Source organism: Sphingobium naphthae (genome assembly GCF_043589935.1).
Taxonomy (GTDB): domain Bacteria; phylum Pseudomonadota; class Alphaproteobacteria; order Sphingomonadales; family Sphingomonadaceae; genus Sphingobium; species Sphingobium naphthae_A.
The window spans coordinates 1996983-2014489 of record NZ_CP171454.1 but is presented as its reverse complement, the minus strand read 5'-3'; the positions used below and the strand labels follow the sequence as shown (position 1 = coordinate 2014489).

At 66.2% G+C, this 17507-nt stretch carries 14 protein-coding genes and 1 pseudogene; 13 read left to right on the top strand and 2 right to left on the bottom strand.

Annotated elements, in window-relative coordinates:
* Nucleotides 1-159: 159 nt before the first annotated feature.
* Both ACGGKE_RS09970 and ACGGKE_RS09965 read right to left on the bottom strand, forming a co-directional pair.
* Nucleotides 160-459 carry a DUF1153 domain-containing protein gene (locus ACGGKE_RS09970; protein WP_009820412.1) on the bottom strand — a complete coding sequence of 100 codons (300 nt, stop codon included), beginning with the start codon at nucleotides 457-459 and terminating at the stop codon, nucleotides 160-162.
* A gap of 104 nt (nucleotides 460-563) precedes the next feature.
* Nucleotides 564-863 (bottom strand): hypothetical protein, encoded by a 300-nt coding sequence (locus ACGGKE_RS09965; RefSeq protein WP_228164925.1) that lies wholly within the window; start codon nucleotides 861-863, stop codon nucleotides 564-566.
* Nucleotides 864-1015: 152 nt separating this feature from the next.
* Between ACGGKE_RS09965 and mnmA the strand changes: the two genes are divergently transcribed.
* The 13 genes and pseudogenes from mnmA (at nucleotide 1016) to ACGGKE_RS09900 (ending at nucleotide 17500) form a co-directional block, all read left to right on the top strand.
* Entirely contained in the window at nucleotides 1016-2137 is a 1122-nt protein-coding gene (gene mnmA / locus ACGGKE_RS09960; protein WP_394437446.1) for a tRNA 2-thiouridine(34) synthase MnmA, read from the top strand.
* A 194-nt stretch (nucleotides 2138-2331) separates the two neighbouring features.
* Nucleotides 2332-2994: an ATP phosphoribosyltransferase gene (hisG, locus tag ACGGKE_RS09955; RefSeq protein ID WP_394437444.1), complete on the top strand. Its 663-nt coding sequence runs from the start codon at nucleotides 2332-2334 to the stop codon at nucleotides 2992-2994.
* 42 nt (nucleotides 2995-3036) lie between these two features.
* A complete protein-coding gene (hisD, locus tag ACGGKE_RS09950) occupies nucleotides 3037-4326 on the top strand; it encodes a histidinol dehydrogenase (RefSeq protein ID WP_394437442.1) in 1290 nt (429 codons plus the stop codon).
* Between the two features lie 99 nt (nucleotides 4327-4425).
* On the top strand, nucleotides 4426-4869 hold the full coding sequence (nusB, locus tag ACGGKE_RS09945; RefSeq protein WP_394437440.1) for a transcription antitermination factor NusB: 444 nt from the start codon (nucleotides 4426-4428) through the stop codon (nucleotides 4867-4869).
* 103 nt (nucleotides 4870-4972) lie between these two features.
* On the top strand, nucleotides 4973-5884 hold the full coding sequence (gene thiL, locus ACGGKE_RS09940) for a thiamine-phosphate kinase (protein WP_394437438.1): 912 nt from the start codon (nucleotides 4973-4975) through the stop codon (nucleotides 5882-5884).
* A 267-nt stretch (nucleotides 5885-6151) separates the two neighbouring features.
* A complete protein-coding gene (locus tag ACGGKE_RS09935; RefSeq protein ID WP_394437436.1) occupies nucleotides 6152-8275 on the top strand; it encodes a sodium-translocating pyrophosphatase in 2124 nt (707 codons plus the stop codon).
* A gap of 143 nt (nucleotides 8276-8418) precedes the next feature.
* Nucleotides 8419-10321, top strand: a pseudogene (locus tag ACGGKE_RS09930) (alpha/beta hydrolase family protein).
* A 94-nt stretch (nucleotides 10322-10415) separates the two neighbouring features.
* Nucleotides 10416-11540 (top strand): 8-amino-7-oxononanoate synthase, encoded by a 1125-nt coding sequence (locus ACGGKE_RS09925; RefSeq protein WP_394437434.1) that lies wholly within the window; start codon nucleotides 10416-10418, stop codon nucleotides 11538-11540.
* Nucleotides 11537-12151: a dethiobiotin synthase gene (bioD, locus tag ACGGKE_RS09920; protein ID WP_394437432.1), complete on the top strand. Its 615-nt coding sequence runs from the start codon at nucleotides 11537-11539 to the stop codon at nucleotides 12149-12151. The genes ACGGKE_RS09925 and bioD overlap by 4 nt, the downstream gene beginning before the upstream one ends.
* A gap of 106 nt (nucleotides 12152-12257) precedes the next feature.
* Nucleotides 12258-14300 carry a M13 family metallopeptidase gene (locus tag ACGGKE_RS09915; RefSeq protein ID WP_394437430.1) on the top strand — a complete coding sequence of 681 codons (2043 nt, stop codon included), beginning with the start codon at nucleotides 12258-12260 and terminating at the stop codon, nucleotides 14298-14300.
* A gap of 192 nt (nucleotides 14301-14492) precedes the next feature.
* Nucleotides 14493-14930, top strand: coding sequence for a DUF4168 domain-containing protein (locus tag ACGGKE_RS09910; protein WP_394437428.1), 438 nt, complete (start codon nucleotides 14493-14495; stop codon nucleotides 14928-14930).
* A gap of 126 nt (nucleotides 14931-15056) precedes the next feature.
* Entirely contained in the window at nucleotides 15057-16880 is a 1824-nt protein-coding gene (locus ACGGKE_RS09905) for a cation:proton antiporter (protein ID WP_394437426.1), read from the top strand.
* Nucleotides 16877-17500, top strand: a complete 624-nt coding sequence (locus tag ACGGKE_RS09900; protein WP_394437423.1) for an OmpA family protein — start codon at nucleotides 16877-16879, stop codon at nucleotides 17498-17500. The genes ACGGKE_RS09905 and ACGGKE_RS09900 overlap by 4 nt, the downstream gene beginning before the upstream one ends.
* Nucleotides 17501-17507: the final 7 nt, after the last annotated feature.

Genomic DNA, 17507 nt, shown 5'->3' with positions numbered 1-17507 from the left:
TCGGATGAAAAATGATTCCGGGGTGGAAACCATCTTGGCTTTGCGCCCGTTCCAGCATGTTTTTTGCCGCCTGCCGGAACGGCAAGGGGCCGCCGGGCATATGCCGGCGGCCCCATGAGAACGCGCCCGGCGCAGGGCCGGACGGCGATCAGCCCGCAGTCAGTATTTCTGCTGCCGCTCGTAGAGCGACTTGTAATATTGGATGCGCGTGACGCGCAGGCCGTGCATGCCCGACCGATCGACCGCGCGCTGCCAGCCGGCAAATTCCTCCAGCGTCAGATTGTAGCGGGCACAGGCTTCGTCCACGCTCAGCAGCCCGCCATTGACGGCGGCGACGACTTCTGCCTTGCGCCGCACCACCCAGCGGGTGGTATCCCGGGGCGGCAGGCTGTCCAGCGTCAGGGGCTCCCCGAGGGGGCCCACGACCTGGGCGGGCCTGATTTTCTGGTTCTCGATCATTCTTACCTCAATTTGCGGCACTGGCCTTTGCCGAACTCGGCCGTGAAACCCTTTATCTGGATCAGCCCTGAACAGGGGCTAAAGCGCGAAGGTAAACACTGGCTTCATTCTCCCTGCCCCCTGACGACACGACTTGCGATCAGCGGGTTGAAGCTGCCCGCAAGTCGAACGGCCTCGATCGTGCCGTTGGAACGTGGCGCGAAAATATCCGCCAGTTCCTGAACCCAGTCATCGCCTCCGTCCTGCCCCCGCAGGCTGCCGGCAACAGCTCGCGCGGTGGGGCTGGCCGCCTGGGCCGCGGCAGTCGCGGCGCGCAGGAAGGGCCAGACCGGCACGCGCGGCCAGCCGGTCACTCTGGCGTTGGCGGGGGTCAGCCCGCCTGCCCGGAGGAAACTCAAGTCCATGGGTCTGCTTCTAGCGTCGAATGGATAACCGACGGTAAACCGGTCAAACGGCTCAACCCGGAATGCGAGTCATTTGGACGGCAAATCGGCTGGAGGCGGTCATAAATCGTTAACTTTTGCGCCCCCGGCCGCTTCGCACTATATGCGCGCCCATGCAGCCCGCCTTTCAGCCTCCCCAGTTCCAGCTTTCCGAGCCGCTCGCCCAGCGGCGCATCGTCGTCGCCATGTCGGGCGGCGTGGATTCGAGCGTCGTCGCCGCGCTGGCGGCGAAGACCGGCGCGGAAGTGATCGGCGTCACGCTCCAGCTCTATGATCATGGCGCGGCGGTGGGCCGCACCGGCAGCTGCTGCGCGGGCCAGGATATACGCGACGCGCGCGCGGTCGCCGATCGCATCGGCATCGCCCATTATGTGTTCGATTATGAAAGCGCCTTTCGCGACTCCGTGATCGCCGACTTCGCCGATGAATATATGGCCGGCCGCACCCCCATACCGTGCGTGAAGTGCAATATGGGCGTGAAGTTCACCGATCTGTTCCAGATCGCGCGCGATCTGGGCGCCGATTGCCTCGCCACCGGCCATTATGTGCAGCGGGTCGAAGGCGCGCAGGGCGCGGAGTTGCACCGCGCCGCCGATCCCGCTCGCGACCAGAGCTATTTTCTCTTCGCCACGACGCAGGCGCAGCTCGACTATCTGCGCTTTCCTCTGGGCGGCTTGCCCAAGCCGCAGGTGCGCGAGATCGCGGCCGAACTGGGCCTGTCGGTGGCGCTGAAGCCCGACAGTCAGGACATCTGCTTCGTGCCCGATGGCGATTATGCCAAGATCGTGCGCAAGCTGCGCCCCGACGCGGATGAAGGCGGCGACATCGTCCATGTCGATGGCCGGGTGATGGGCCGGCACCGGGGGCTGATCCATTATACGGTCGGCCAGCGCAAGGGGCTGGAGATTGGCGGGCAGCCCGACCCGCTCTATGTCGTGCGGCTGGATGCCGAGGGCCGCCGCGTGATCGTGGGGCCCAAGGCGGCGTTGGCGGTGTCGGGTGCGACCCTTTCCGACATCAACTGGCTGGGCGGCGACTTCACCGGCCCGCTGACCGCCAAGGTCCGTTCCATGGCCAAGCCCGTGCCCGCGCGGCTGGAGGGCGACCAACTGCTCTTCGACGCCCCCGAATATGGCGTCGCGCCGGGCCAGGCCGCAGTCCTCTACGCCGGCGAACGCGTGCTGGGCGGCGGCTGGATCGCCAGCACGCAGGCGGCGATGGCGGAGGCGGCGTAATTGATCCCGTCCTGTCATGCCGGGCTTGACCCAGCATCCCGCTTTTCGAGGGGTTAGGAAGAGGAAGCGGGATCCCGGCGCAGGGTCGAAATGACGGGCCGCTTATAGAATATGAGTGAGTCATACAGCGGAACAGTCTGCGCCCACCCCCAAACCTTGCCCTTTGCCGCCCCTGCGCCTAAGTGCCGCGCGTCATGACTCGTCCGCTCACTTTCGCCATTCCCAAGGGGCGCATCCTCGATGAGGCGCTGCCTCTGCTCGCCAAGGCCGGTATCGAGCCGGAGGCGGAGTTTCATGACAAGAAGAGCCGGGCGCTGCGCTTTGCCACCAATCGGCCGGACATCTCGATCATCCGCGTGCGCGCCTTTGACGTTGCGACCTTCGTTGCCCATGGCGCGGCGCAGATCGGCATCGTCGGCTCCGACGTGGTCGAGGAATTCGACTATTCCGAGCTGTACGCCCCGGTCGATCTCGACATCGGCCATTGCCGCCTGTCGGTGGCCGAGCCCCAGGATGCGGCGGACGAGGATGAGGCCGCGCTCAGCCATATCCGCGTCGCCACCAAATATCCGCAGCTGACTCGCAAATATTATGAGGCGCGCGGGCTGCAGGCCGAATGCGTGAAGCTCAATGGCGCGATGGAGCTTGCCCCCTCGCTGGGCCTGTCGCGCCGCATCGTCGATCTCGTCTCCTCGGGCGCGACGCTCAAGGCAAACGGCCTGGTCGAAACCAGCGTCATCATGCCCGTGTCCGCTCGGCTGATCGTCAACCGCGCCGCCTACAAGATGCGCTCGGCCGACCTGTCGCCGTTGATCGACGCCTTCCGCAACGCCGTGGAGGTGCGTGATGCGGCGTGAGTCCGGTAAAATCCGCCCCTGCGAGGGAAGGATGATCGAGTCATGACCCTTCGTCTCTCCACCAGCGATGCCGATTTCGCCGCCGCCTTCACCACCCTGGTCGACGCGCGCCGCGAAGCGGACGAGGATGTGTCGCGCGATGTCGCCGCCATTCTGAAAGCGGTCCGCGCCGGGGGCGATGCGGCGCTCGCCGACTATACCCGGCGGTTCGACCGCCATGACCTCGATGTCAGCGGCTGGGCGGTGACCCTGGCCGAAACCCGCGCGGCGCTCGACACCCTGTCGACCGACCTTCGCGATGCGCTGGAACTCGCCGCCGCGCGCATCACGGCCTATCATGAAAAGCAGAAGCCGCAGGACAGCGACGGCGTGGACAGCGCCGGCGTGCGCCTGGGCGCCCGGTGGAGCGCGGTCGACGCCGCCGGCCTCTATGTGCCGGGCGGACGCGCCGCCTATCCCAGCTCGCTGCTGATGAACGTCATCCCCGCCAAGGTGGCGGGGGTGCAGCGTATCGCGATGGTGACGCCGACCCCCAATGGCGAAATCAACCCGCTGGTCCTCGCTGCCGCGCAGATTGCGGGGATCGAGGAAATCTGGCGCGTCGGCGGCGCGCAGGCGGTCGCCGCGCTCGCCTATGGCACCGACCGGATCAGGCCGGTGGACGTCATCACCGGCCCCGGCAACGCCTGGGTCGCCGAAGCCAAGCGCCAGCTTTACGGAGTCGTCGGCATCGACATGGTCGCCGGTCCATCGGAGATCGTCGTCGTCGCCGATGGCCGCAATGATCCGGAATGGACCGCGGCGGATCTGCTCAGCCAATCGGAACATGATCCGACCAGCCAGTCGATCCTCTTTACCGACGACGCGGCCTTCGCCGATGCCGTCGCCGCCGCCGTCGAACGCCAGATCCCGGCGCTGTCCACCAGCGCGGTCGCCCGCTCCAGCTGGGACGCCAATGGCGCGATCATCCTGGTGCGCGATCTCGCCGAAGCCATGCCGCTGGTCGACCGCCTGGCGCCCGAGCATCTGGAACTCGCCGTCGAGGACCCGGAACCCTTGTTCGCGCAGGTGCGCCATGCCGGATCGGTGTTCCTGGGCCGGATGACCCCCGAAGCGGTCGGCGATTATGTCGCCGGTCCCAACCATGTGCTGCCCACCGGCCGCCGCGCGCGCTTTTCCTCGGGGCTTTCGGTGCTCGACTTCATGAAGCGCACCAGCTTTCTCAGCCTCGATGCCGCCGCGGTGCGCGCGGTCGGCCCCGCCGCCGTCGCGCTCGCGCAGGCCGAAGGGCTGCCCGCCCATGCCGCTTCGGTGGCCTTGAGATTAGGATAACGTCCGTTCGCCTGCAGCTTGTCGAAGAAGCCGACTTTCTTCATGAAAGAGGAGAGGGGCTTCGACAGGCTCAGCCCGAACGGTTTATACAGGACCGCTATGAACGATCGCTCCAAATCCCGCTCCGCCGCGCGCCTTGCCGCGGTGCAGGCGCTGTACCAGCTCGAGATGGAGGGCACGCCGCTCGCCAATCTCCTCCACGAATTCCACCAGCATCGCCTGGGCGCGACGATCGAGGACGTGACCTATGCGCAGGCGGAGGAAAGCTTCTTCGACGATATCGTGACCGGCGTGGACAAGCGCCGCGCCGAAATTGACGGCCTGATCGCCGCGCGCCTGTCGAGCGGCTGGACCATGGAGCGGCTGGACAAGCCGATGCGCCAGATATTGCGCGCGGGCGCCTATGAACTGCTCGCCCGCCAGGATGTGGGCACCGGCACCGTCATCAGCGAATATGTCGATGTCGCCCATGCCTTCTACGACAAGCGCGAAGCCGGCTTCGTCAACGGCTTGCTTGATGGCGTGGCCAAGGATGTCCGGTAACAGGGCTGCGGCGCACCTGTCGGGTTAAGCTTGCCGAAAACCCGGCCGTCCTTACAGGATGAATGGCCCTTGGGCAGGCTCGGGGCGCATGGATCTTTGCCTCATGTCCGCTGAATCCCGCTTCCTTACCCTGTTGCGCCTCCTGGCGCATGATCCCGCCGCGCAGGGCCTGATGGACGATGTCGCGCTGCTGCCGGTCGGCGACACGCGGCTCGTCCTCACCAGCGACACGATCGTCGAGGGCGTTCATTATCTCCCCGCCGACCCGCCGGCCGACATCGGCTGGAAGCTGGCGGCGGTCAACCTGTCGGACCTGGCGGCCAAGGGGGCAAGGCCGGTCGGCTGCCTGCTCAACTATGCGCTCGCCGGGGACGAGGCATGGGACGCGGCCTTTCTCGAAGGACTGGGCGAGGCGCTGGATCGCCATGCCATGCCCCTGCTGGGCGGCGATACGGTCAAGATGCCGGCCGGGTCGGCGCGCAGCTACAGCCTGACCGCCATCGGCGAGGCCACCGGTCCCGTGCCCAGCCGCGCCGGCGCGCGGCCGGGCGACCGGCTCTTCGCCACGGGCCCGGTCGGCGATGCGGGCATCGGCCTTGAACTCGCCCGCGCCGATCCCGCCGCGTCCGGCCCGCTGGTCGACGCCTATCGCCGCCCGCGCCCGCGCCTGGCGGAAGGGGCGCTGATCGCGCCTCTGGCCGGCGCGATGATGGACCTGTCGGACGGGCTGCTGATCGACGCCGCCCGCATGGCGCAGGCAAGCGGCGTCGCCATCACCATCGATCATATCCCGCTATCGCTCGCGCTCGAAAAGGCGCGCGGGGCAAGCACCGCCGTCCAGATCGCCGCGGCGCGGGCGGGCGACGATTATGAACTGCTCTTCACCCTGCCGCGCGGCATGACCCCGCCTGTCCGGGCGATCCCGATCGGCCATGTTTCGGCGGGTCGGGGGCTGACGCTGATGATCGATGGCGCCGTCGTGCCGCTGCCCGATCGGCTCGGCTGGGAACATTGACGGCAGGGGGAGTCGGGCGCTTTCAGTGAAGCGCTGATCCGCATACCGCTTGCCCTCCATCTTGACGCGCGCGGTCGGGCATGTAGCTTCGGCCCATCCACTTTCTCAGCCGGTTGGAGCGTGCAATGCGTGACGCCCAGATGCTGATCGACGCGGTGCCCGACGCCGGATCCATCCTGTCCGGCCGCCCGCGCTTGCGCCCTTCGTCCGCCCGTCATTCCCTGCGGAGCGGTCGATGACAGCAACAACAGGGGGAGAGGATCAAGCATGGAGATAGTCTATATCGCCATAGGGTGCGGGCTGCTGGCCCTGCTCTACGGCCTCGTCACAGCGCGGCAGGTGCTCGCCGCGTCACCGGGCAATGCCACGATGCAGGCGATCGCGGGGGCGATCCAGGAAGGGGCGAAGGCTTACCTCGTCCGCCAATATAGCACCATCGCACTTGTCGGGATCGTTGTCGCGGTTCTGGTCGGGCTGTTCCTCGGCCTCACCTCGGCGGTGGGCTTCCTGATCGGCGCGATCCTGTCGGGCGCGGCCGGCTTCATCGGCATGACCATTTCGGTGCGCGCCAATGTCCGCACCGCCGAAGCGGCGCGCGGATCGCTGCAAAGCGGCCTCACCGTCGCGTTCCGGGCAGGCGCCATCACCGGCATGCTGGTGGCGGGGCTGGCGCTGCTCGCGATCAGCGGCTTCTTCTGGTATCTGACGGGCCCCGCCGGCCATGCGCCCGACGACCGGCTGGTGATCGACAGCCTGGTCGCGCTGGCGTTCGGCGCATCGCTCATCTCCATTTTCGCGCGGCTGGGCGGCGGCATCTTCACCAAGGCGGCCGATGTCGGCGCCGACCTGGTGGGCAAGGTGGAGGCCGGCATACCGGAGGATGACCCGCGCAACCCCGCGGTCATCGCCGACAATGTGGGCGACAATGTCGGCGACTGCGCCGGCATGGCGGCCGACCTGTTCGAAACCTATGTGGTCACGGTGGGCGCGACCATGGTGCTGACCGCCCTGCTGGTCACCGGCGTCGACAACGCCTTCCTGCTCAAGCTCATGGGCCTGCCGCTGATCGTCGGCGGGCTGTGCATTATCACCTCGATCATCGGCACCTTCATGGTCCGCCTCGGTCGCTCCCAGTCGATCATGGGGGCGCTCTACAAGGGCTTCTGGACGACCGCGATCCTGTCGATCCCGGCCATCTACCTGGTCACCAACTGGGTGCTGGGGGACATGAACGCGGTTTTCGGCGCGGATCTTGACGGGGTCGGCGGCTATAGCGGCATGGCCCTTTTCTGGTCGATGATGGTGGGGCTGGGCGTCACCGCGCTCATCGTGTGGATCACCGAATATTATACGGGCACCAACTATCGCCCGGTCCGGTCCATCGCCAAGGCGTCGGAAACCGGCCATGGCACCAACGTCATCCAGGGGCTGGCCGTCAGTTTGGAGGCGACCGCGCTGCCGACGCTGGTGATCGTTGTCGGCATCATCCTTGCCTATCAGTGCGCCGGCCTGATCGGCATCGCCTTTGCTGCGACCGCTATGCTGGCGCTGGCGGGCATGGTGGTGGCGCTCGACGCCTATGACCCGGTCACCGACAATGCCGGTGGCATCGCGGAAATGAGCCATCTCGACGAAACAGTCCGGCTGAAGACCGATGCGCTCGACGCGGTGGGCAACACGACGAAGGCGGTGACGAAGGGCTATGCCATCGGCTCGGCCGGGCTGGCCGCGCTCGTCCTGTTCGGCGCCTATACCGAGGATCTCAAATTCTATAATGCCGCCCTCGGGCTCACCGCGCCGGTCGATTTCAGCCTGTCCAACCCCTATGTCATCGTCGGCCTGCTGCTGGGCGCGCTGCTGCCCTATCTGTTCGGCGCGATGGGGATGACGGCGGTCGGCCGCGCGGCGGGCCATGTGGTCAAGGATGTGCGCCACCAGTTCGCCACCGACCATGGCATATTGCGCGGCGAATCCCGACCCAACTATGCCCGTACGGTCGACCTGGTCACGCGCGCCGCCATTCGCGAGATGATCGTGCCCAGCCTGCTGCCCGTACTGGCGCCAATCATCGTCTATTTCGCGATCGCCGCGGTGGCGGGGATCGACAATGGCTTTGCCGCGCTGGGCGCCCTGCTGCTGGGCGTCATCGTGTCGGGCCTGTTCGTCGCCCTGTCGATGACGTCGGGCGGGGGCGCCTGGGACAATGCGAAGAAATATATCGAGGATGGCCATCATGGCGGCAAGGGCAGCTTCGCCCACCTCGCCGCCGTGACTGGCGACACCGTGGGCGATCCCTACAAGGACACCGCCGGTCCGGCGGTCAATCCGATGATCAAGATCACCAACATCGTCGCGCTGCTGCTGCTGGCGGCGCTGGCGCATGGCGGATGATCGAACAGCCTGATTAACGGCGAATTCCAGGTGACGCACGATCGGCTCCATCCTAGGAAGGGGTGGGGCCGATCAGTGTTTCGGGGGGGGGGGGGGGAATGAAGCGGATATGCGGGCTGCTGGCTGGGATTGCCGGCCTGGGGATGACGGTGGCGACGGCGCAGACGACGGGGCCGACTGCGCCAACGACACGTCAGTGGACGATCGAGGATTTCGCCGCTCTGCCGCTGATCGAGCGGCCGATGCTGTCGCCCGACGGGCTGCATATCGCCAGCCGCGCGGCGATTGGCGGCGAACAGAAGCTGGTGATCGCCGATGTCCATGACGGGCCCAATCGCGTGCGCACCATGGGCGACAATGATCTCAACTGGTGGCAATGGGTCAATGACGACTGGCTGATCGTCGGCGTCGGCAGCGAAACCCAGGTGCAAGGCATGCCCTGGTATCTCAGCCGCGTCGTCAGCATCAAGCGCGACGGCAGCAAGATCAACATGCTGGCCAAGAATGTCGCGGCGCAGAATGCCGACGATGTCATCTGGGTCGCTCGCGATGGCACTCCGCGCATCCTGCTGTCCTACCAGACGTCGATCTATTCCGACGATGCCGGCTTCTGGCCCAAGGTGGACGAAGTCGATGTCACGACCGGGCGGATGCGCAGCGCCGTCGCACCCAAGCAGTTCGTGCGCAACTGGTATGCCGACGCGTCCGGCACCGTGCGCATGGCGTGGGCTATAATGATTCGTCTCGCACGGCGAAGCTTCTCTACCGGCCGGACGCGCGCTCCAGCTTTCGCGTGGTGGACCGCGCGGATCGCCGGCGCGACGAATCGCTGGTCGTGCCAATGCTCTTCACCGCCGATCCGTCCCACGCCATCGCCAGCGACGATCATGAAGGGACGGACGCGCTCTACGATTATAATCTCGATACGCTGGAGCTTGGCGCGAAAATCTTCGATGCGCCCGGGTTCGACCTGGGCGGGATCGAGGAGGATGCCGCCGGCACCGCGATCGCCGGCGTCCATTATGTGGCCGACGCGCCGCAGGTGCACTGGTTCGACGCCAATCTGGCCAAGATCCAGGCCGATCTCGACAAGGCAGTGGCGACCGGCGCGCGCGCATCGTGTCCACCAGCCGCGATGGCCAGCGCATGATCGTCCATGTCGGCACCCCCGACCAGCCTGGCGCCTATTATTATTATGACACCGCCGCCGGAGCGATGAGCCTGCTGTCGCGCGTGAGCGATCAGTTCCCCACCAAGGTGCGGCTCTCGCCGGTCAAGACCATTCGCTACAAGGCGCGCGACGGGCTGGAAATTGCCGCCGTGCTGACCCTGCCGGCGGGCCGCGATCCCAGCAAGCTGCCGCTCATCCTGATGCCGCACGGCGGCCCCTTCGCGCGCGATGCCGAGGAATGGGACTGGTGGGTGCAGTTCCTGGCCTGGCGCGGCTATGCCGTGCTGCAGCCCAATTATCGCGGATCGGCCGGCTATGGCACCGCCTTTGCGGAAAAAGGGGAGGGGCAGTGGGGCCTCGCCATGCAGGACGACCTCAATGACGCGGTGGACTGGGCGGTGCAGCAGGGCATCGCCGACCCGGCGCGCGTCTGCATGGTCGGCGCATCCTATGGCGGCTATGCGGCGATGCGCGCGGCACAGCGCGACGGCGCCAAATATCGCTGCGCCATTTCCTATGCCGGCGTGTCGGATCTGGGCGCGATGATGCGCTATGACCGGCGTTTCCTCTATCATGGCACGCGCAAGGACTGGATGAAGGAGCAAGCGCCCGATTTCGCGTCCGTCTCGCCGATCAGCCATGCGGCGCAATTCTCGACCCCCATCCTGCTGGTCCATGGGCGCAAGGACCGGCGCGTCGAGGTCGGCCAGTCTCGCGAGATGGCGGAAAAGCTCAAGGCCGCAGGCAAGATCGAGGGCAAGGACTATATCTATGTCGAACAGCCGCTGGCAGACCATCATTTCACGCGTCAGGCGGATCGGCTGGATTTCCTCCAGCGGCTCGACAGCTTCTTGCGGGATCATAATCCGGCCTGACGCCTGAGGGGCGGGCGCAGGCCGGCGCGCATCATATTGCACCTGCGCACCGCCTCGCTTGCCCCCTTTTCCGGCCGCGCCTATAGCCCGCGCCATGACTGCCGAACCCTTCCGGTCTCAGCTTGCGGCGCTGGAGCAGCGCGGGCGGCTGCGCCGTCTTTCTCCGCGTGCCGGGCGCGATTTCGCCTCCAACGACTATCTGGGCCTCGCCGGCGATCCGATGATCGCGCAAGCGGTGGCAGACGCGGTCGCGCGGGGCGTGCCCCTGGGGTCGGGCGGGTCGCGCCTGCTGCGCGGCAATGCGCCCGAACATGAAGGGCTGGAAGCCAAGGCCGCCGATTTCTTCCGCACCCAGGCTGCCTTGTTCCTGGCCAATGGCTATGTCGCCAATCTCGCGCTTTTTTCCACCCTGCCGCAGCGCGGCGACCTGATCGTTGCGGACGAGCTGATCCACGCCAGCGTCCATGACGGCATCCGGATGAGCAAGGCCACGGCTGTCTTCGCCCGGCACAATGACGTGCAGAGCATTGCCGACCTGATCGCCGCCTTCCGCGCCGAGGGGGGCAAGGGCCGCGTGTGGATCGCGGTGGAAACCCTCTATTCGATGGACGGCGACATGGCGTCGCTGGCCGATCTTGCCAAGCTCGCGGCGCGGCACGATGCGATGCTGCTGCTGGACGAGGCGCATGGCACCGGCGTCTTCGGGCCGGGCGGCCGGGGCTTGTCGGCCGGGCTCGACGGGCTGCACAATGTCGTCACGCTCCATACCTGTGGCAAGGCGATGGGGGCTGAAGGCGCGCTGATCTGCGGTCCGCGCCTGATGATCGATTATCTCGTCAATCGCGCGCGTCCCTTCATCTATTCGACCGCGCCGTCGCCGCTGATGGCCGTCGCAGCCGCCGCCGCGCTGGACCGGATCGAGGCGGCGGACAATCGGCGCGATCGGCTCGCGACACTGCGCCAGGATGCGGCGGAGGCGATCTGCGCCCCGCTCGGCCTGCCGCGCCCGCGCAGCCAGATCATCCCCGTCATCCTGAACGAGGACGCCCGCACCATGGGAACGGCCGCCGCCTTGCAGGAGGCCGGCTTCGACGTGCGCGGCATCCGGCCGCCGACCGTGCCGGCCGGCACCAGCCGCCTGCGCGTTTCGCTCAGCCTCAATGTCGGGCGCAACGACGTGCTGGCGCTGGGCGACGCGCTGCGGAGCCTGGTGAAATGACGGTTCTGGTCGTCACCGGGACCGACACCGGCATCGGCAAGACCGTCTTTTCGGCGGGGCTCGCCGGCGCGCTGGACGCGCATTATTGGAAGCCGATCCAGGCCGGCGTCGATCCGGAGGGCGACAAGGAGAGCGTTGCCGCGCTTTCGAGCCTGCCGGCCAGCCGCATCCTGCCTGAAGCCTATCGCCTCGCCACGCCGGCGTCGCCGCACCTTGCCGCGCGGATCGACGGGGTCGACATCAGCCTGGACCGCCTTGCGCTGCCGCAGGTCGATGGTCCGCTGGTGGTCGAAGGGGCAGGCGGCCTGATGGTGCCGATCAGCGAGTCGCTGCTGATGATCGACCTATTCGCTCATTGGGGGCAGCCGGTGATCCTGTGCGCGCGGACCGCGCTGGGCACGATCAACCACAGCCTGCTCAGCATCGAAGCGCTGCGCGGGCGCGGCGTCCCGGTGGCCGGCATCGCCTTCATCGGTGATCCCCATGCGGAAAATGAACGGATCGTCCCGCTGCTGGGCGACGTGCCCATGCTCGGTCGACTGCCGTTGCTCGCGCCGTTGGAACCAGAAACGCTGGCGCGCGCCTTCGCGGCGCACATCAACCTGCCATAATTTTCGACCAACGACATGGACAAGCCTGTTGCACGGGCGTTCAAGTCCCGCTCATGCCGGCTGTGCCAAAAGCGCGCCCGGTCGATTGCAAGCAAGGGACGCTTTGATGAACAAACTCCTCTTGGGCGCCGCCGCCAGCGCGCTCGCCCTGGCCGCGACCGTGGCCCATGCCGATCAGGCGGCGACCCCCGCCGCCGCCACGACCGCCGCCAAGCCCACTTATGGCAGCTACGGCTTTGACGAAAGCGGCATGGACAAGTCGGTAAAGCCGGGCGACGACTTCTACGACTATGCCAATGGCACCTGGGCGAAGAACACGCCGATCCCCGCCGACAAATCCAACTATGGCGCGTTCAACATTCTGGACGACCTGTCGCGCGAGCGGACCAAGGGCATCCTCGAAGCCGCGCAAGGCGATCCTGCCAGCAAGATCGGCAACGCCTATGCCGCCTATATGGACAAGGCGACGGTCGAAGCGAAGGGCATAGCGCCGATCAAGCCCTGGATCGCCGAGATCGACGCGGTGAAGGACCATGCCGGCTACGCCAAGGTCGCGGCCAAGGCCGCCCGCGCCGGCATTCGCGGGCCCTTCCGCTTCTATGTCGGCCAGGATGACAAGGACCCCGAAACCTATATCCTCTCGATGATGCAGGGCGGCCTGGGCCTGCCCGATCGCGACTATTATCTCGACCAGAGCGAGAAGATGGCCGCGATCCGCACCGCCTATGTCGCTCATCTGGAAAAGATGCTCACCCTGGCGGGCGAAAGCAACGCCAAGGCGCGCGCCGCCGCGCTGATGGCGTTCGAAACGGAGATCGCCAAGGTTCACTGGACCCAGATCGACAGCCGTGACGCCGACAAGACCTATAACAAGATGACGCTGGCGCAGCTGGAGCAGGCGGCGCCCGGTTTCGACTTTGCCGGCTATTATGCCGCCAACAATCTGAAGCCGGCCAGCCTGCTGGTGGCGCAGCCGAGCGCTGTCACGGGCGAAGCGGCGCTGATCGCCAAGGCGCCGATCCAGGTGCTCAAGGACGGGCTGCTGCTGTCCAGCCTGCACGCTTATGCCGATTATCTGCCCGATACGGTCGCCGACGCCGATTTCGCCTTTTACGGCACCACCCTGTCGGGCACGCCCGAACGCGAGGAGCGCTGGAAGCGCGGCGTCACCTTCCTCAAGGAATCGCTGGGCGAGGAAGTCGGCAAGATTTACGTCGCCAAATATTTCCCGCCTGAAACCAAGGCGGCGATGGACGAACTGGTCAAGAATGTGCTCGCCGCCATGGGTCGGCGCATCGACGCGCTGCCCTGGATGAGCGACACGGCCAAGGCGCGCGCGCACAAGAAGCTGGCCGCCTTCACGCCCAAGATCGGCTACCCCGACAAATGGCGCGATTATGGAGGGCTGGAGATCAAGCGCGACGATCTACTCGGCAATGCGATGCGCTCCAATGCTTTTGAATTCGACTATAATGTCGGCAAGCTCGGCAAGCCCATCTATCGCTGGGAATGGGGCATGACGCCGATGGAGATCAACGCTTATGCCAATTTCGGCATGGTGGAGATCGTCTTCCCCGCAGCGATCCTGCAGCCGCCCTTCTTCGATCCACATGCCGACCCGGCGGTCAATTATGGCGGCATCGGCGCTGTGATCGGCCATGAACTCAGCCATCATTTCGACGATCAGGGCGCGAAATATGATGAGACCGGCAAGCTCAACCAGTGGTGGACCGATCAGGACGTCGCGAACTTCAAGGCGCTCACCGGCAAGCTGGGCGCGCAATATGATGCCTATGAGCCTTTCCCCGGCGTTCATGTGAAGGGCGCCTTCACCATGGGCGAAAATATCGGCGATCTTGGCGGCCTGGCGGTGGCGCTCGATGCCTATCATGCATCGCTCAAGGGTAAGAAGGCGCCTGTCATCGACGGCACGACCGGCGACCAGCGCTTCTTCCTGGGCTGGGCGCAGGTGTGGCGGCGTAACTATCGCGAAGCCAATCTGCGCCAGCGGCTGGTCACCGATCCGCACGCCCCGTCGCAATATCGCGCCGACATCGTGCGCAATTTCGATGCCTGGTATGATGCGTTCAAGCCGGCACCTGGCGGGAAAATCTACCTCGCGCCAGAGAATCGTGTGAAGATCTGGTAAGAAATAGGGGGCTGGCCAAGGCTATTGGCCAGCCCCTTGCCAGTGGCGCGGCCGGCAGGCCGTTAGACAAAAAAGACCAGCTGAATGGAACCCGGCAGTCGTCCCTGTAACGGCTCGATTCACCCAAAAGCCTCTTCTCCTGTGACTGCGGCTTATCCATCTTGATTGGGTAGCAGTACAGAGGAGACAAACATGACGGGTCTGATCAATTCCCATATCATGAAAGCGGGTCTGGTTTCGGCCGCGCTATTCGCCACCACGCCGCTCTATGCGCAGACCAGCCCGGCCGCACCTGTGGAGCCCGCGGCACCTGCCGCGGCTACGCCGGCCCCGGTTGCGGGCGCGAGCAACTTCAGCGATGCCGAGATCAAGCAGTTCGCCGCCGCCGCCGTGGAAGTCACGAAAATTCAGCAAGACAGCACGATCGCAGCCGCGGAAAAGCAGCCCAAGATGCTGGCCGCCGTCCAGTCCTCGGGGCTCCCGCCCGAAAAGTTCAATCAGATCGGTCAGGCGGCTGCCGCTGACCCGGCGCTTCAGCAGCGTATCCAGGCGTCCGCGCCGGCTGCGCCCGCCGCGCCCCAGTCTGCAGCGCCGGCGCAGCCCGCCGACCCGGCCCAGCCGCCGCAGTAAGAGCGCGCGTTACGAAGGACGGAGGCGGTTTCCGCAAGGAGGCCGCTTCTTCGCGTGTCTGAAGCCTGCGATGGTTCCCCGGCCCCTGCAAAATATCTTGGGTGACGTGGTCGCTCCAGTCTGATTATGCTCGGGGCCATGCATGACCAGGCCCTCTCCATTGCGCTGATCGGTATCTTCGGCATCGGCGCCCAGTGGATCGCCTGGCGCACGGGCTGGCCCGCCATCGCGCTCATGCTGGCGGCCGGCGTGATTAGCGGCCCGGTGCTGCATCTCATCAATCCAGAACATGTATTCGGCGACCTGCTGGAACCAATGGTGTCGGTCGCTGTGGCGCTGATCCTGTTCGAAGGCGGATTGAGCCTCAATTTCCGAGAATTGCGCAAGACCGACGGCGCCGTCGCTCGGCTGGTGCTGCTGGGCGCTCCGATCGGATGGGTATTGGGGGCGCTCGCCTGCTTCTATGTGGCGGGCCTGGTTTGGCCGGTCGCGATCCTTTTTGCAGGCATATTGGTCGTCACCGGGCCGACGGTGGTCTTGCCGCTGCTGCGCCAGTCCAATGTCGCGGCTCGCCCGCGCGCCATCCTGAAATGGGAAGCGATCGTCAATGATCCGGTCGGCGCCCTGCTCGGCGTCGTCACTTATGAATATCTGCGCCGCGCTGGCGAAGGCGGGACGCTGGCGTCGGTGATCTTCGCGCTGGTTGCCGCGGCGGTCGTCGCCGGGCTGATCGGCTGGCTCGCGGCGCGGGCGCTTGGCTGGGCCTTCCCGCGCGGCCATGTGCCGGAATTCCTCAAGGCGCCGGTCCTGCTGGTCGCCGTGATCGGCGTCTTCGTCCTTTCCAACGCGATCCAGCAGGAAACGGGACTGTTGGCGGTCACGGTGATGGGTGTGGCGCTCGCCAATATGCGCCTGGATTCGCTGCGCGACATTCAGCCGTTCAAGGAAAATGTCACCGTTCTCCTGATCTCGGGCGTGTTCGTCATCCTGTCGGCCTCGCTGGACTTCGACGTGCTGCGCCAGTTTGAATGGCGCTTCCTGGCCTTTCTGCTGGTGCTGCTGTTCCTGGTGCGGCCCGCCACGGTGCTGCTCAGCCTCGCCTTCACGCCAGTGCCCTGGAATGAGCGACTGCTGGTCGCATGGATCGCGCCGCGCGGTATCGTCGCCGTGGCGATCTCGGGCCTGTTCGCGCTGCGGCTCGATCGGCTCGGCTATAGCGACGGGTCGATCCTGGTGACGCTGTCCTTCGCTGTTGTGGTGGCGACGATCCTGTTCCACGGCTTTTCGATCCGCCCGGTCGCGCGGTTGCTCAAGGTCACGGGCGCTTCCGAGCGCGGGCTTCTGGTCGTCGGCGCCACGCCCTTCAGCCTGGAGCTGGCGACCCAGTTGCGCCAGCTGGAGGTGCCGGTGACGATCGCCGACAATAGCTGGCAGCGCCTGTCGCCGGCCCGCCATGCCGGCATTCCCACCTATCATGGCGAGATCTTGTCGGAGGCCACGGACGAAAGGCTGGACCTGACCCAGTTTCAGGTGCTGGCCGCCACGACCGACAATGAAGCCTATAATGCGCTGGTCTGCACCGAATTCGCGCCGGAGATCGGCCGCGACAATGTCTATCAGCTGGGCGACGCGAGCAATGACGAGGACCCGCGCGCCTTGCCTGAATCGCTGCGCGGGCGCGCGCTCTTTTCCGCCGGCCATGGCGTGGAGGACATCATCCAGCGCGAGGAGCAGGGCTGGACGTTCCGCAAGACCCGCATCAGCGAGCAGTTCGATTTTGAAGCGGCGAAGGCCTCGCTCGCCGAAGGGGGCGACATGCTGCTGCTGTTGCGCAAGAATGGTGCGCTGCGCTTCTTCACCCATGCGTCGCGGCCCACGCCGCAACCGGGCGACACCATCCTGTCCTATGTGCCGCCCACCAAGCCCAGGCCGAAAGGAGAGGAAGAATGACGAGACTGGCCCCGGCCATGCTGCTGCTGTGTGCGCTTTCGGCCTGTGAACCGCCCGAGGCCCGCAATGCCGCAGCCAATGCGACCATGGATGCCGACAATGCCGCCAATGCGAACATGGCCAAAGTCAGCGACAATGGCGCGGAGCCGGCCCGGTCGATCCTGCGCCCGGAAGTGGCCGAGCCCGAGGAACCGCCCCGGATCGAGCCCGCCGAGGCGGTAATCGGGTTCGTCGCGACGCCGATGAAGCTGGATGATGCGGCGCGCGAATCGCTCGACGCGCTGATCGCGACGCCGGCCATGGCGGCGGGCGGGCCGATCACCCTGCGCGGCCACAGCGATTCGCGCGGGGCCGACGGCGACAACAAGGTCGCGTCGCGCATCCGCGCAGAGCTGGTGCGCGACTATCTGATCGAAAAGGGCGTGGCCAAGGACCGGATCAGCCTGATCGCGATCGGCGAGGGCCGGCCGCTCGCGCCCAATGTGAAACCCGATGGCAGCGACGATCCCGAAGGCCAGGCCAAAAACCGCCGGGTCGAGGTGATCGTCGCCCTGCCGACCGTGGTCGTGCCCCCGCCGGTCACACCGCAGGCGGCGGAGCCCGAGGCCAAGACGCGATAGTCTTTCG

Coding starts and splice junctions, on each gene's coding strand:
- ACGGKE_RS09970 (WP_009820412.1), bottom strand. CDS start 459: ATGATCGAGAACCAGAAAATCAGGCCCGCCCAGGTCGTGGGCCCCCTC.
- ACGGKE_RS09965 (WP_228164925.1), bottom strand. CDS start 863: ATGGACTTGAGTTTCCTCCGGGCAGGCGGGCTGACCCCCGCCAACGCC.
- mnmA (WP_394437446.1), top strand. CDS start 1,016: ATGCAGCCCGCCTTTCAGCCTCCCCAGTTCCAGCTTTCCGAGCCGCTC.
- hisG (WP_394437444.1), top strand. CDS start 2,332: ATGACTCGTCCGCTCACTTTCGCCATTCCCAAGGGGCGCATCCTCGAT.
- hisD (WP_394437442.1), top strand. CDS start 3,037: ATGACCCTTCGTCTCTCCACCAGCGATGCCGATTTCGCCGCCGCCTTC.
- nusB (WP_394437440.1), top strand. CDS start 4,426: ATGAACGATCGCTCCAAATCCCGCTCCGCCGCGCGCCTTGCCGCGGTG.
- thiL (WP_394437438.1), top strand. CDS start 4,973: ATGTCCGCTGAATCCCGCTTCCTTACCCTGTTGCGCCTCCTGGCGCAT.
- ACGGKE_RS09935 (WP_394437436.1), top strand. CDS start 6,152: ATGGAGATAGTCTATATCGCCATAGGGTGCGGGCTGCTGGCCCTGCTC.
- ACGGKE_RS09925 (WP_394437434.1), top strand. CDS start 10,416: ATGACTGCCGAACCCTTCCGGTCTCAGCTTGCGGCGCTGGAGCAGCGC.
- bioD (WP_394437432.1), top strand. CDS start 11,537: ATGACGGTTCTGGTCGTCACCGGGACCGACACCGGCATCGGCAAGACC.
- ACGGKE_RS09915 (WP_394437430.1), top strand. CDS start 12,258: ATGAACAAACTCCTCTTGGGCGCCGCCGCCAGCGCGCTCGCCCTGGCC.
- ACGGKE_RS09910 (WP_394437428.1), top strand. CDS start 14,493: ATGACGGGTCTGATCAATTCCCATATCATGAAAGCGGGTCTGGTTTCG.
- ACGGKE_RS09905 (WP_394437426.1), top strand. CDS start 15,057: ATGCTCGGGGCCATGCATGACCAGGCCCTCTCCATTGCGCTGATCGGT.
- ACGGKE_RS09900 (WP_394437423.1), top strand. CDS start 16,877: ATGACGAGACTGGCCCCGGCCATGCTGCTGCTGTGTGCGCTTTCGGCC.